Genomic DNA, 13279 nt, shown 5'->3' with positions numbered 1-13279 from the left:
TACGCAGAACCCAATGCGGGTTTACAGGGCGATACCGGTAATGCTCACGCCCAGCATGTGGCTTTCACCTGGGGCCAGGCTCACCACATCATCCAGCACATTCGCCGTCTCGACGCACAGCATGCCTTGCCAGCCATCGTCGGCCATGTCGTCGAAGGCCTTGGCGCGTTCAGTCCAGGGGTTCCAGATCACGGTCGATTTCGAGCCTTGGCTGGTGAGCTGTATGCGGCGCTGCCAGTCCTTATCGACGATGTTCAGCGATGAGGGCGTATCGAGGTAGATGCGGTCGGTCTCGGCGCTGAAGTGCAGCAGGCCGGTTTGCGTCTTCTCGCTCCAGCCATCGGCGGTATCGATGTACGCCGAGCCGTCCAGGCCGTCGACCTGCACGTTGCGTACGTCGCTCACGGCGAAGTAGGTGTGCAGCGCCTGGCTGAGCGTGACAGTGTCGTCGCCACGGTTGTGGCTGGTCAGGCGGATGTGCAGTTGATCGTCCAGCAGCAGGCTCAGGGTCAGGTCGACCTGATGGGGCCAGCCGGGGAAGCCGCCTGCAGGAACCGGTAGTTGCAGGTCCACCCGCAGCGCTTGGCCTTCAAGCGTGGTCCCGGCCAATGCCCAGGTCGCGGTACGCGCGAAACCGTGAGCGCCCGCAGGCTGATCACTTTGGCGCATCGCCTTTACGCTGTGCGGGTTGCGGTCAAATACGCCAAACCATGGCCAGCACACCGGTACGCCGGTGCGGATGCCTTTGCCTTTCTTGAACACCGCCTCGGGGTTCGGCCAAATCAGCGGCTGCTCGCCCTCGCCCTCGCGCCCGTAACTGAATATATGTGCGCCCTGCTGGGCAATCATCAGCTCGGCGCCGTTGTGGCGGATGCGCCAGCAGTCCAGTTCGTCGATCTTTATGGTCTCAACGTGGGGCGTAGGCATAACAGGCACTCTCAATGGCGGGCAATGGGGCAATGGACCGTCAAAATCCCGCGAGGTTTAACGCGCGCGCGAAGGCACCGAACGTGTGCGGCCGCTGCCATCGATAGCGACGAATACAAACACCGCCTCGGTCACCTTGCGCCATTCGCTGGACAATGGGTCGTCGCTCCACACTTCGACCATCATCTGGATCGAGCTGCGGCCGATTTCCAGGGCCTGGGTATAGAAGGACAATTGCGCGCCCACCGCCACCGGCACCAGGAACGCCATGCGATCAATGGCCACGGTGGCCACACGCCCGCCTGCGACCTTGCTGGCCATGGCGGTACCGGCGAGGTCCATCTGCGCGACCAGCCAGCCGCCGAAAATATCGCCAAAACCGTTGGTTTCACGCGGGAGCGCGGTGATTTGCAGGGCGAGATCGCCTTGCGGGATAGGATCTTCTTGTTCGAGTTCGATCATGCCGGGGGTGCCTCTGACCCGTGACGCTTTTTATAGATGTTGCAAAGTGGATAGCCGACTGATGGAAAAACGTTTCAGCACAAACATACTCCGTTCGATACGTTTCTCGTAAGGCGTACTAAAGGGAAACTCTGCCAAACCGGCTGGATGGCACCCAACGGCGTTTTGGCACAGCAGCCCCTCAAGGATGCGGGTCTTGAGCCTGCAAGGGCCGAGTATATCGAGACCCTGGCGTCACGACGACCTCCCGGCGCTCATTTGGTCGGTAAATAGGCGCTGTATCGCGGCTTTTACGCGCAACTGTTCTCCTGGCGCTGTGCTTTTACAAGCGATTTGCTATCTTGCCAGACCCGCCGCCAGTCCCGGGCGTGCCGTCCTTATCAAGCTGACTACTATAAGAGAAGCCTTGCCATGTCCTCCGTGCCCGCAAGCAGTGCGCAACCGTCGCGCCCGCTGACCCGCAACGACTACAAAACCCTGTCGCTGTCTGCCTTGGGCGGGGCGCTGGAGTTTTATGATTTCATCATTTTCGTGTTTTTCGCCACCGTAGTCGGAAAACTGTTTTTTCCCGCCGATATGCCCGAATGGCTGCGGATGATGCAGACCTTCGGCATCTTCGCCGCCGGTTACCTGGCACGCCCGCTGGGCGGCATCATCATGGCGCACTTCGGTGACCTGCTGGGCCGCAAAAAAATGTTCACCCTGAGCATTTTCATGATGGCTGTACCGACCCTGATCATGGGCCTGCTGCCGACCTACGCGCAGATCGGCCTGTGGGCGCCGATACTGCTGCTGCTGATGCGTGTCATCCAGGGCGCAGCGATTGGCGGCGAAGTCCCGGGCGCTTGGGTATTCGTCTCCGAACACGTACCGCCGCGCCATATCGGCTACGCCTGCGGCACCCTGACCAGCGGCCTTACCGCCGGTATCCTGCTGGGTTCGCTGGTGGCCACTGCAATCAACACTATTTATAGCCCGGAGCAGGTCTCGGATTACGCCTGGCGTATTCCGTTCCTGCTCGGCGGCGTGTTCGGCCTGCTGTCGGTGTACCTGCGTCGCTGGTTGCATGAAACGCCGATCTTCGCCGAAATGCAGCAACGCAAGACCCTGGCCGCCGAGCTGCCATTGCGTGCCGTGCTGCGCGACCACCGTGGTGCCATCGTCTTGTCGATGCTGCTGACCTGGCTGTTGTCGGCCGGCGTCGTGGTGGTCATCCTGATGACCCCGACCGTGCTGCAGACCCTCTACCACTTCAGCCCGACCGTTGCGCTGCAAGCCAATAGCCTGGCCATCGTGACCTTGAGCCTGGGCTGCATCGCCTCCGGTGCCCTGGCCGACCGCTTCGGTGCCGGTCGTGTACTGGTGAGCGGTTGCGCACTGCTGCTGGCGACCTCCTGGACCCTGTATCACAGCCTCATGTCCCACCCGGACTGGCTGTTCCCGCTGTACGCCTTGACCGGCCTGTTCGTCGGCACCATTGGCGTGGTGCCTTACGTGATGGTGAAAGCCTTCCCGCCCGTGGTGCGCTTCAGTGGCTTGTCGTTTTCCTACAACGTCGCCTACGCCGTGTTCGGCGGGCTGACGCCGCTGGCGGTGTCGCTGTTGATGAAGGAAAGCCCTATGGGCCCGGCTTACTACGTGGCTGTCCTGTGTGTGATGGGGATGGTGGTGGGTGGGTATCTGTGGAAGCGCGGGCGGTAATATCAGATCAGCAGCAGGCTATGTAGAGGCTAAATGTCTACTTTGCCAGATGGACAGGGTGATTTTTATAAGTGCTGGATGGATATTCAATATCCGAGTTGAGTTTCATATAACTTTCCAGCCAGAGATCCGTATTTGACATTCTGATGCTGGCAAGCGGGCGCCGCCTGCCAGCATCTGTTCGAGTGCCGTTGCTGCGCCAATAGCATTGAGGACTTGATGTTCGACCATGAGGTCGAGTAGCCAAAGTGCGCCGTGTACCTGCAGTCCATCTCGAATTGCCTGGCGACGTAGCTTCCCATCGCCAGTGAGTAAGGGTCTTCCGGTTGTATGTGCCAGTAGGTAGCAAGAAACGTCGGCCAAGGAACTGTTGTTGTGTTCGACCTTAAGTCCTAAGAGTTTCTGCACGCCTCCCTCGTCAAATGATTCGACAACCAGCCCTTGGGCGAGCAGTTCTTCATGAGGGAAATCCTCAAGCTCATGCATGACGAAATCGGTGCAGCAGAGGGTAAATGGCAGCCTGAACATATGCTCCAGCAATCCAGCGTTCCTGAAATCAATCCAGATGTTGGTGTCGCTGATATAGATCAGGCTCATGCACTCTCCAGTGAGCCCAGAAAATTGGGGTCTAGAGCCCTCACAGGACGCCGCAGCAACTCGGCCGCTCGTGATTTGGTGATAAGGCCTTCCGCTAACCCCCAGAAAACGAGTGACTCAAAGCGCTGAGGTGGTTTGCAAGGTAACGGCTCAGGTTCTGCTTTGCGCCAGCCATTGCTACTGAATTGAATGGTCAGGGACTTGTAGCCGCTTTCCCCTAACAGTTTGAGGTCCTTCAATCGACGAAGCGCTGCATGCATTGAGAGCCCATATTGGCGCTTAGCAATCAGTAGTTCTCTAGGGTGGACACGGGAGCGTTGGTGATTCCCAAAATCTCCGGTAACGCTTTTAGAGGGATAAAGGAACGCTCCTGCGAAGCGGTGACAGCAGTTTTCTTTATCGCGCTCGGGCATATCATCAGGCAATTTCATCACCCAGTGACCCAATTCATGAGCAGCGGTGAAGCGAATACGTTCACCTGCTCTCTGAGCATTTAAAGCGATCAACACATGTTCGCCGTCATGGGTGGCTGCGCAAGCGCCATCGAAATCGTCCGGCCCATCCAGCATCACCACTTTAATGCCGTGCTCTTCCAACTGTTCAGTCAGATGAGCAATAGGATCTTCACCTATATCCCAATACTTGCGGAGCTCATCCGCCGCTCGTTCCGCTTCCTCTATGGAAGAGACTGGGAGCATTTGGGCTGGGGTTTCGGCAGTCTTGATATCTTGTGGATCGAAACACTCCTCCAGAGATATATAGCGTTCCAGATGCTCTCGAATCTGTTCCTCGACCTGGACCTGACGGTATTTAGGCATCTTCGCAAGCTTGCGGAACTCCAGCGGCGCGAGTGGCAGTGCCTGAGTACGAAAAAAATACTCGGGGCTCACCTCCAGTGCTTTTGCCAACTGCAGAAGGCGCTGAGAGTTTGGGGTACTCAACCCTTTTTCATATTTGCTCAGGCCTTGCTTGGTTATATCGCCGAGACGCAGTGCCAGTGCTTCCAGCGACAGGCCACGCAATAACCTTGCGCGGCGAATTCGGTCATTGATCATGTGAGGTCTCCTTAGGTTGACAAGACTATTCTTTGGTTTTGTTTTGTCAACCTAAGGTGCGCCGTGAAGCGGTCAGGTTTTAACTGCAGTCCCGGCCGCTGAATTTGCAGCGGCGCGGGGAGGTTAGTAAGGCGAGTTCCGAGCAACAACCCTAAATAGCTGTGGGAAATCTCCGATCAGCAATTGCAGAGAGGTTTCAAACCAGGGACTCATTACGTTCATCTCGCCGCTCCAGCCTGTATTGCCGACCGTTTTCTTCTTGACTGCGAATGCTCGCCCAATGCTGGCCTTTCATCCAATTGTCATATTTCAGACATAGAGTGTTCACACGGCCTCTCGATACTTGGCCCCGATCCAACTATCCCTATCTGCTAGGAGCAAGGCATGAAACTGAAACGTTTGATGGCGGCAATGACTTTTGTCGCTGCTGGCGTTGCGACCGCCAACGCGGTGGCCGCAGGTGTTGATCCGGCAATCCCGGCTTACGTCAAGACCACTGGTGTGTCGGGCAACTTGTCCAGCGTCGGTTCCGATACCCTGGCTAACCTGATGACCCTGTGGGCCGAGGGGTACAAAAAGGAATACCCGAACGTCAACATCCAGATTCAAGCTGCCGGCTCCGCTACCGCGCCACCTGCGCTGACTGAAGGCACCTCCAACCTGGGTCCGATGAGCCGCAAGATGAAGGACACCGAACTGGCTGCCTTCGAGCAGAAGTACGGCTACAAGCCAACCGCTATCCCGGTTGCCGTGGATGCCCTGGCTGTGTTCGTGCACAAGGACAACCCGATCCAGCACCTGACCATGGAACAAGTCGACGCGATCTTCTCCTCGACGCGTCTGTGCGGCGCCAAAGCCGACGTGAAAACCTGGGGCGACCTGGGTGTGACCGGCGACCTGGCCAACAAGCCAGTGCAACTGTTCGGTCGTAACTCGGTATCCGGCACCTACGGCTACTTCAAGGAAGAAGCCCTGTGCAAAGGCGACTACAAGCCTAACGTGAACGAACAACCCGGCTCGGCTTCGGTCGTGCAGTCGATCAGCTCCTCGCTGAACGGCATCGGTTACTCGGGCATCGGCTACAAGACCGCCAGCGTGAAGACCGTGGCCCTGGCCAAGAAAGGCAGCACTGACTTCATCGAAGACAGCGAAGAAAACGCCCTGAACGGCAAATACCCGCTGTCGCGTTTCCTCTACGTTTACGTCAACAAAGCCCCGAACAAGCCTCTGGCCCCGCTGGAAGCCGAGTTCGTGAAACTGGTTCTGTCCAAACAGGGCCAGGAAGTTGTAGTGAAAGACGGCTACATCCCACTGCCAGCCAAAGTTGCCGCCAAGGCACTGGCTGACCTGGGCCTGAAAGAAGGCAACTGATTGCCTCTGCGGGAGCCGGTACGCCGGTTCCCGCATCACTAATTTTCAATCCGCTGCCAGCCCTGCTTCGCGGCGGATTTCCTGCGTCACTGCATTGTCATCTTTCTGTCATACAGGATCGCTAGGGTGTGCGCATGAATGATCTGGCCAATTCCACCATGACGACAACTTCTCCCCCCAAGCGCATTGATTTCAATACGCCTGAGCTGCAACGCAAGCGCCGCATCCGCGCGCTCAAGGACCGTCTGACCCGTTGGTACGTGCTGGTCGGCGGCCTCGCCGTTCTCGGTGCCATCACCCTGATTTTCTTTTTCCTCGCCTATGTGGTCGCGCCTTTGTTCCAAGGCGCCTCGCTGACCAAGGAAGACGCACTGACGCCCGCCTGGATGCAGGACGCCGGCAAGCCTTTGTTGATCTCCCTGGAAGAGCAGAACCAGGTCGCCATGCGGGTATCCGACAAGGGCCAGGCGCTGTTCTTTGATGTCACGACCGGTGCCGAACTCAAGCGTGTCGACCTGCCGCTTGCGCCGGGCGTGAGCGTTGCTTCCATTGGTGAAGATCAGCCGGGCAGCCCGCTGGTGATCCTCGGATTGTCCAATGGCCAGTCCCTGGTGTTCCGCCACACCTATAAGGTGTCGTACCCGGACGGCAAGAAAACCATCACGCCTGCGATTGAATACCCCTACGGTGAAACGCCGATCGTGCTCGACGATGCCGGTCGCCCGTTGGAGCACGTCGCCCTCAATGCCACCGATACGTCGCTGGTGGTGGCAGGCTCGGCCGGTTCGTACTTGAACGTGCTGACCCTGAGCCGCGAAGAAAACATGATGACCGGTGAAGTCACCAGCGAGCAGAAGCGTGTCGAGCTGCCGCAAATGACCGAACCGGTGAAGGCGATCTTCATTGATCCGCGCCAGCAGTGGTTGTATGTGATCAACGGCCGCGCCCTGGCGGATGTGTTCAGCCTGCGCGACAAGAGCCTCAACGGTCGCTACAAACTGCTCGAAGACGGCAACGCTGAAATCACCGCCAGCACCCAGCTGGTGGGCGGTATCTCGCTGATCGTCGGTAACTCCAAAGGCGGCCTGGCCCAGTGGTTCATGGCCCGTGACCCGGATGGCGAGCAGCGTTTCAAGCAGATTCGCACCTTCCAGATGGGCACCGCGCCCATCGTGGAAATCACCGCCGAAGAGCGTCGCAAAGGCTTCACTGCCCTCGACGCTTCCGGCACGTTCGGCGTGTTCCACAGCACTGCCCACCGCACCCTGCTGGTGGATCCGGTGGTCGACGGCCAGGGCGTGTTCGGCCTATCGCCTCGCGCCAACCGCGTGATCGTCGAAGCCGGCGGCAAGCTGCAGCCGCTGCTGCTGGACAACCCGCACCCGGAAGTGTCCTGGAGTGCGTTGTGGAGCAAGGTCTGGTACGAAAACTACGACGAGCCTAAGTACGTCTGGCAATCGACCGCCGCCAACACCGACTTCGAACCCAAGATGAGCCTGGCGCCATTGACCTTCGGTACGCTGAAGGCGGCGTTCTACGCCATGCTGCTGGCGGCGCCCCTGGCCGTTGCCGCGGCGATCTACACCGCTTACTTCATGGCCCCGAGCCTGCGCCGCAAGGTCAAGCCGGTGATCGAATTGATGGAAGCGATGCCGACGGTGATCCTCGGCTTCTTCGCCGGCCTGTTCCTGGCGCCGTATGTCGAAGGGCATCTGCCGGGGATCTTCAGCCTGCTGATGCTGTTGCCGATTGGCATCCTGGTGGCCGGGTTTGTCTTCAGCCGCCTGCCTGAATCCATCCGCCTGCGGGTTCCCGACGGTTGGGAAAGCGCGATCCTGATCCCGGTGATCCTGTTCGTGGGCTGGCTCTCGCTGTACATGAGCCCGTACCTGGAAACCTGGTTCTTCGGCGGCGACATGCGCATGTGGATCTCCCACGACCTCGGCATCACCTACGACCAGCGCAATGCTCTGGTGGTCGGCCTGGCCATGGGTTTTGCGGTGATCCCGAACATCTACTCCATCGCCGAAGACGCCGTGTTCAGCGTACCGCGCGGCCTGACCCTGGGCTCCCTGGCCCTGGGCGCCACGCCGTGGCAGACCATGACCCGCGTGGTGATCCTGACCGCCAGCCCGGGCATCTTCTCGGCGCTGATGATCGGCATGGGGCGCGCCGTGGGCGAGACCATGATCGTGCTGATGGCCACCGGTAACACGCCGGTGATGGAGATGAACCTGTTCGAAGGCCTGCGCACCCTGGCGGCCAACGTCGCGGTGGAAATGCCGGAGTCGGAAGTCGGCGGCAGTCATTACCGCGTGCTGTTCCTATCGGCGCTGGTGCTGCTGCTGTTCACGTTCATCATGAACACCCTCGCCGAGCTGATTCGTCAGCGTCTGCGCAAGAAATACTCGTCGCTTTAAGAAAGGTAGAAGTCTGTGAAACAGAACTCCCTGAATGGATGGTTCAAGAGCGGCGCTCCCGGCGTCTGGATCAGCGGTGGCGCGGTGTCCATCGCGGTCATCATGACCATTGGTTTGCTGGCGGTGATTGCTGTGCGTGGCCTGGGCCACTTCTGGCCGGCTGACCTGATCCAGGCCAACTACAACGTGCCGGGCCAGGAAAACCATATCGTCATCGGCGAAGTGGTGCAGAAAGAAGAAGTGCCGCGCGAGCGCCTGAAAAGCGCGGGCCTGCCGGTGCCCGATGCGGGCCCGGAATTCATGACCCGCGAGCTGATCAAGGTCGGCAACCGTGACCTGAACGGCAACGACTTCACCTGGATCGTCGGCGAGTGGTTGAAGGACCAGACCACGCCGAAAAACCTGATGACCATCGAGCGTCGTGAGTGGGGCAACTTCTACGGCACCCTGGTCAACGTCAAGCAGGATGGCAAGGTCATCGCCGAAGGCGAGGCCGCGTGGCCGGAGCTGCAAGCCCGCGTGGACCGCGTTAACAAGCTGGCGGCCCAGCTCAAGACCCTGGAGAAATCCGACATCGGCGCGATCAACGCCGGCCTCGAACGCATTCGCCTGCACGGCCGCAAGCTTGAGCTGGAAGGCAAGCTCGACGCCGCCGCCCAGGCCGACATGGATGCCGACCGCGCCGAGCTGAACGCCCGCTACCAGGACATCGAAGCACGCCTGGCCGACCTGCACGCCCAGTTCAACCGCGACGCTTTGACCGCTCGCGATGGCAACGGCAAGGAAATTGAAATCGGCATCGGCAAAGTGGTGCACGCCTACCAGCCGAACGCCATGGGCACCGTGACCAAGATCGGTTTCTACTTCAGCAAGGTGTGGGAATTCCTCAGCGATGACCCGCGGGAAGCCAACACCGAAGGCGGGATCTTCCCGGCCATCTTCGGCACCGTGATGATGACCCTGATCATGGCGATGATCGTGACCCCGTTCGGCGTGCTGGCGGCGGTATACCTGCGTGAATACGCCAAGCAGAACACCCTGACGCGGATTATCCGCATCGCCGTGAACAACCTGGCGGGTGTACCGGCCATCGTCTACGGCGTGTTCGGCCTGGGTTTCTTCGTGTATGTATTGGGTGGCTCGGTCGACCGTCTGTTCTTCGCCGAAGCGCTGCCGGCACCGACCTTCGGTACACCGGGCCTGCTCTGGGCCTCGCTGACCCTGGCGCTGCTGGCGGTACCGGTGGTGATCGTGGCCACCGAAGAAGGCCTGGCGCGGATTCCGCGTACGGTGCGTGAAGGCTCCCTGGCGCTGGGCGCGACCAAGGCGGAAACGCTGTGGAAGATCGTGCTGCCGATGGCCAGCCCGGCGATGATGACCGGCATGATCCTCGCCGTGGCCCGCGCCGCCGGTGAAGTGGCGCCGCTGATGCTGGTCGGCGTGGTGAAACTCGCCCCGTCGCTGCCGCTGGACGGCAACTACCCGTATCTGCACCTGGACCAGAAGATCATGCACCTGGGCTTCCATATCTATGACGTCGGCTTCCAGAGCCCTAACGTCGAGGCCGCACGGCCGCTGGTGTACGCCACCGCCTTGCTGCTGGTGCTGGTGATCGCCACGCTCAACCTGTCGGCGGTGTGGATTCGTAACCACCTGCGCGAGAAGTACAAGGCGCTGGACAGCTAATCTGAATTGAACGCGGACTTATTTGTGGGAGGGGGCTTGCTCCCGATTGCGGTGTGCCAGCCAGCACACATGTTCCTGATGCACCGCTATCGGGGGCAAGCCCCCTCCCACACAACAGCACAGGGAGCATCCCATGCAACACGACACCCATTCCCACGGCATCAACATGTCTGCCCTGGGTCGCGACAAACAGAGCCTGAGCTTGGCCCAGGAAACTGTGGCCATCGAAGTGCCGGGCCTGAGCCTGTACTACGGTGACAAGCAGGCGCTGTTCGACGTCAGCATGAACATCCCCAAGCAGCGCGTGACCGCCTTCATCGGCCCGTCCGGCTGCGGCAAGTCCACGTTGCTGCGTACCTTCAACCGCATGAACGACCTGGTCGACGGTTGCCGCGTGGACGGGGCCATCAACCTCTACGGCACCAATATCTACCGCAAGGGCGAAGACGTGGCCGAGCTGCGTCGCCGCGTGGGCATGGTGTTCCAGAAGCCTAACCCGTTCCCCAAGACCATCTACGAAAACGTGGTCTACGGCCTGCGCATCCAGGGCATCAACAAGAAGCGCATCCTCGACGAAGCGGTTGAGTGGGCCCTTAAAGGCGCGGCGCTGTGGGACGAGGTCAAGGACCGCCTGCACGAGTCGGCACTCGGCCTGTCCGGCGGCCAGCAGCAACGCCTGGTGATCGCGCGCACCATCGCCGTGGAGCCGGAAGTGCTGTTGCTCGACGAACCGTGCTCGGCACTCGACCCGATCTCGACGCTGAAAGTCGAAGAACTGATCTACGAGCTCAAGTCCAAGTTCACCATCGTCATCGTGACCCACAACATGCAACAGGCGGCGCGGGTTTCCGACTACACCGCGTTCATGTACATGGGCAAGCTGGTGGAGTTCGGCGATACCGACACCCTGTTCACCAATCCGGCGAAGAAGCAGACCGAAGACTACATCACCGGTCGCTACGGCTAGGAAGCTGTGGTTCTGATTGCACTGACGCTGCGGTTCTCCGCACCTTACCGGACGCTCCAAGGACGCCAACATGATTAGTAAAGAAGGCCTTACCCACCACATCTCCGCGCAGTTCAACGCTGAGCTCGAGGAAGTGCGCAGCCACCTCCTGGCGATGGGCGGGCTGGTGGAGAAGCAAGTCAACGACGCCGTGACCGCGCTGATCGAGGCTGACTCGGGCCTGGCCCAGCAAGTGCGCGAGATCGATGACCAGATCAACCAGATGGAACGCAACATCGACGAAGAATGCCTGCGCATTCTCGCCCGTCGCCAGCCGGCGGCATCCGACCTGCGCTTGATCATCAGCATCTCCAAGTCGGTGATCGACCTCGAGCGGATCGGCGACGAAGCCACCAAGATCGCCCGCCGTGCCATCCAGCTGTGCGAAGAGGGTGAAGCGCCGCGCGGTTATGTTGAAGTGCGTCACATCGGCGACCAGGTGCGCAACATGGTGCGTGATGCCCTTGATGCCTTTGCGCGCTTTGACGCCGACCTGGCGTTGTCGGTGGCGCAGTACGACAAGGTCATCGACCGTGAATACAAGACCGCCCTGCGTGAGCTGGCCACCTACATGATGGAAGACCCGCGCTCTATCTCGCGGGTCTTGAGCATCATCTGGGTGCTGCGTTCCCTGGAGCGGATCGGTGATCACGCGCGCAATATCTCGGAACTGGTGATCTACCTGGTGCGCGGTACCGACGTACGGCACATGGGCCTCAAGCGCATGAAGGCCGAAGTTGAAGGTTCAGCCGATCAAATCCCTAATGTTCCGGGCGAATCTGACGATAAGTAAGGTTGCCCGAGAAATTAACGCCCGGCCTTTGGTCGGGCGTTTTTGTTTGCGGCCCCCGATTTTTTTGCGAGTCGGGTAAAAGAAAGTCCGAACGTGACTACAGAGTTTTGGCAAAATGCCATCAGTCAGGCGTTTTGCGTGCCGAAGTTTTTATAGGATGAAGGGTCGATGAGTAAAGTCAGTGTATTGGTGGTGGATGACGCCTCGTTTATCCGCGACCTGGTGAAGAAGTGCCTGCGCAACTACTTCCCCGGGATCAAGCTTGAAGATGCGGTAAACGGCAAGAAGGCCCAGACCATCCTGATGCGCGAGAGCTTCGACCTGGTGCTGTGCGACTGGGAAATGCCGGAGATGTCCGGCCTGGAGCTGTTGACCTGGTGCCGTGAGCAACCGCACCTGAAGTCCATGCCGTTTGTGATGGTGACCAGCCGTGGTGACAAAGAGAACGTGGTCCAGGCGATCCAGGCCGGGGTTTCCGGCTACGTCAGCAAACCGTTTACCAACGAGCAACTGTTGAATAAGGTCAAACAGGCCCTGCACAAGGTTGGTCGCCTCGATGCCCTGGTCGCCAGCGCGCCCACCAAGATGAACTCGGCCTTCGGCAATGATTCCCTGAGCGCCCTGACCGGTGGCAAGCCAGAAGCCGTACGTGCCGCCCCCGTCGCGGCTGCCGCGTCTGCGCCAAGCAAAGGCCTGCTTAACAGCCCGCCGGTCCAAGCGCCAGGCGCTGCACCCACTGGCGGCCGTGGCCAGGGCCAGTTGCGCCTGTCCAGCGGCACCCAGCAATGTGTGATCAAAGCGCTGAGCATCAAGGAAGCGCTGCTGGTGGTGCGTCGCGGTGAGGTCCTGCCTCAGGTGCTGGAAAGTGCCGTGCTCGACCTGGAACAGGGCGACAACGCTGAGGTGGCCCGTCTCAACGGTTACCTGCACGCCATCGTCGCCTTCGAGCCCAAGCCCGATAGCGATTGGCTGCAACTGACCTTCCGCTTTATCGATCAGGACGCGCAGAAGCTCGACTACATCTCCCGCCTGATTGCGCGTGGTACGGCGCAGAAGCATTTTGTGCCGGGTGCCTGACCTTGTGGTGAGGGAGGTCCCACTACCTCTTCGACATAGCGCTGGCGCGCAGCAAACTGGGGCCTCTGTGGCGAGCGGGCTTGTCCCGCGTTGGGGTGCGAAGCGCCCCTGATGAAGACGAATGCGGTGTATCAGGCACTCCTCTGCGCCTGGTTTCGGGGCTGCTGCGCAGCCCAGCGCGGGG

The 13279-nt window shown here is 60.0% G+C and carries 11 protein-coding genes; 7 read left to right on the top strand and 4 right to left on the bottom strand.

Annotated elements, in window-relative coordinates; genetic code table 11:
- Positions 1–21: 21 nt before the first annotated feature.
- Both FBY10_RS07735 and FBY10_RS07730 read right to left on the bottom strand, forming a co-directional pair.
- The gene (locus FBY10_RS07735) at positions 22–927 is read right to left on the bottom strand and encodes a D-hexose-6-phosphate mutarotase (protein WP_145337391.1); all 906 of its coding nucleotides are present in this window, start codon (positions 925–927) and stop codon (positions 22–24) included.
- A 57-nt stretch (positions 928–984) separates the two neighbouring features.
- Positions 985–1389, bottom strand: coding sequence for an acyl-CoA thioesterase (locus FBY10_RS07730; RefSeq protein ID WP_003176975.1), 405 nt, complete (start codon positions 1387–1389; stop codon positions 985–987).
- A gap of 411 nt (positions 1390–1800) precedes the next feature.
- On the opposite strand from FBY10_RS07730, the gene FBY10_RS07725 reads away from it, so the two are divergent.
- Positions 1801–3090: an MFS transporter gene (locus tag FBY10_RS07725; RefSeq protein ID WP_131697687.1), complete on the top strand. Its 1290-nt coding sequence runs from the start codon at positions 1801–1803 to the stop codon at positions 3088–3090.
- A 105-nt stretch (positions 3091–3195) separates the two neighbouring features.
- Here the strand turns inward: FBY10_RS07725 and FBY10_RS07720 are convergent, their stop codons facing one another.
- Together FBY10_RS07720 and FBY10_RS07715 are read right to left on the bottom strand one after the other, a co-directional pair.
- A complete protein-coding gene (locus FBY10_RS07720) occupies positions 3196–3687 on the bottom strand; it encodes a type II toxin-antitoxin system VapC family toxin (RefSeq protein ID WP_131697686.1) in 492 nt (163 codons plus the stop codon).
- A complete protein-coding gene (locus FBY10_RS07715) occupies positions 3684–4742 on the bottom strand; it encodes a helix-turn-helix domain-containing protein (RefSeq protein WP_131697685.1) in 1059 nt (352 codons plus the stop codon). Before FBY10_RS07715 ends, FBY10_RS07720 begins: the two co-directional genes overlap by 4 nt.
- A gap of 384 nt (positions 4743–5126) precedes the next feature.
- Between FBY10_RS07715 and FBY10_RS07710 the strand changes: the two genes are divergently transcribed.
- The 6 genes from FBY10_RS07710 (at position 5127) to FBY10_RS07685 (ending at position 13095) form a co-directional block, all read left to right on the top strand.
- A complete protein-coding gene (locus tag FBY10_RS07710; RefSeq protein WP_017135798.1) occupies positions 5127–6113 on the top strand; it encodes a phosphate ABC transporter substrate-binding protein PstS in 987 nt (328 codons plus the stop codon).
- Positions 6114–6499: 386 nt separating this feature from the next.
- A complete protein-coding gene (locus FBY10_RS07705) occupies positions 6500–8533 on the top strand; it encodes an ABC transporter permease subunit (RefSeq protein ID WP_178116729.1) in 2034 nt (677 codons plus the stop codon).
- A gap of 15 nt (positions 8534–8548) precedes the next feature.
- Positions 8549–10219 carry a phosphate ABC transporter permease PstA gene (gene pstA / locus FBY10_RS07700; protein ID WP_131697683.1) on the top strand — a complete coding sequence of 557 codons (1671 nt, stop codon included), beginning with the start codon at positions 8549–8551 and terminating at the stop codon, positions 10217–10219.
- Positions 10220–10352: 133 nt separating this feature from the next.
- Complete coding sequence (pstB, locus tag FBY10_RS07695; protein WP_027608247.1) at positions 10353–11186, top strand: phosphate ABC transporter ATP-binding protein PstB; 834 nt, start codon at positions 10353–10355, stop codon at positions 11184–11186.
- 70 nt (positions 11187–11256) lie between these two features.
- On the top strand, positions 11257–12018 hold the full coding sequence (gene phoU / locus FBY10_RS07690; protein WP_032884456.1) for a phosphate signaling complex protein PhoU: 762 nt from the start codon (positions 11257–11259) through the stop codon (positions 12016–12018).
- A gap of 168 nt (positions 12019–12186) precedes the next feature.
- Positions 12187–13095: a response regulator gene (locus FBY10_RS07685; RefSeq protein WP_145337392.1), complete on the top strand. Its 909-nt coding sequence runs from the start codon at positions 12187–12189 to the stop codon at positions 13093–13095.
- Positions 13096–13279 lie beyond the last annotated feature (184 nt).

The organism is Pseudomonas sp. SJZ103 (assembly GCF_007828335.1).
Lineage (GTDB): Bacteria > Pseudomonadota > Gammaproteobacteria > Pseudomonadales > Pseudomonadaceae > Aquipseudomonas.
The sequence above is the reverse complement of the archived record's forward strand: the minus strand, read 5'-3'. Positions and strand labels throughout refer to the sequence as shown.

Bases quoted from the DNA above. Each gene is read 5' to 3' on its own strand.
- FBY10_RS07735 (WP_145337391.1), bottom strand. From the start codon at position 927: ATGCCTACGCCCCACGTTGAGACCATAAAGATCGACGAACTGGACTGC.
- FBY10_RS07730 (WP_003176975.1), bottom strand. From the start codon at position 1,389: ATGATCGAACTCGAACAAGAAGATCCTATCCCGCAAGGCGATCTCGCC.
- FBY10_RS07725 (WP_131697687.1), top strand. From the start codon at position 1,801: ATGTCCTCCGTGCCCGCAAGCAGTGCGCAACCGTCGCGCCCGCTGACC.
- FBY10_RS07720 (WP_131697686.1), bottom strand. From the start codon at position 3,687: ATGAGCCTGATCTATATCAGCGACACCAACATCTGGATTGATTTCAGG.
- FBY10_RS07715 (WP_131697685.1), bottom strand. From the start codon at position 4,742: ATGATCAATGACCGAATTCGCCGCGCAAGGTTATTGCGTGGCCTGTCG.
- FBY10_RS07710 (WP_017135798.1), top strand. From the start codon at position 5,127: ATGAAACTGAAACGTTTGATGGCGGCAATGACTTTTGTCGCTGCTGGC.
- FBY10_RS07705 (WP_178116729.1), top strand. From the start codon at position 6,500: ATGCAGGACGCCGGCAAGCCTTTGTTGATCTCCCTGGAAGAGCAGAAC.
- pstB (WP_027608247.1), top strand. From the start codon at position 10,353: ATGCAACACGACACCCATTCCCACGGCATCAACATGTCTGCCCTGGGT.
- phoU (WP_032884456.1), top strand. From the start codon at position 11,257: ATGATTAGTAAAGAAGGCCTTACCCACCACATCTCCGCGCAGTTCAAC.
- FBY10_RS07685 (WP_145337392.1), top strand. From the start codon at position 12,187: ATGAGTAAAGTCAGTGTATTGGTGGTGGATGACGCCTCGTTTATCCGC.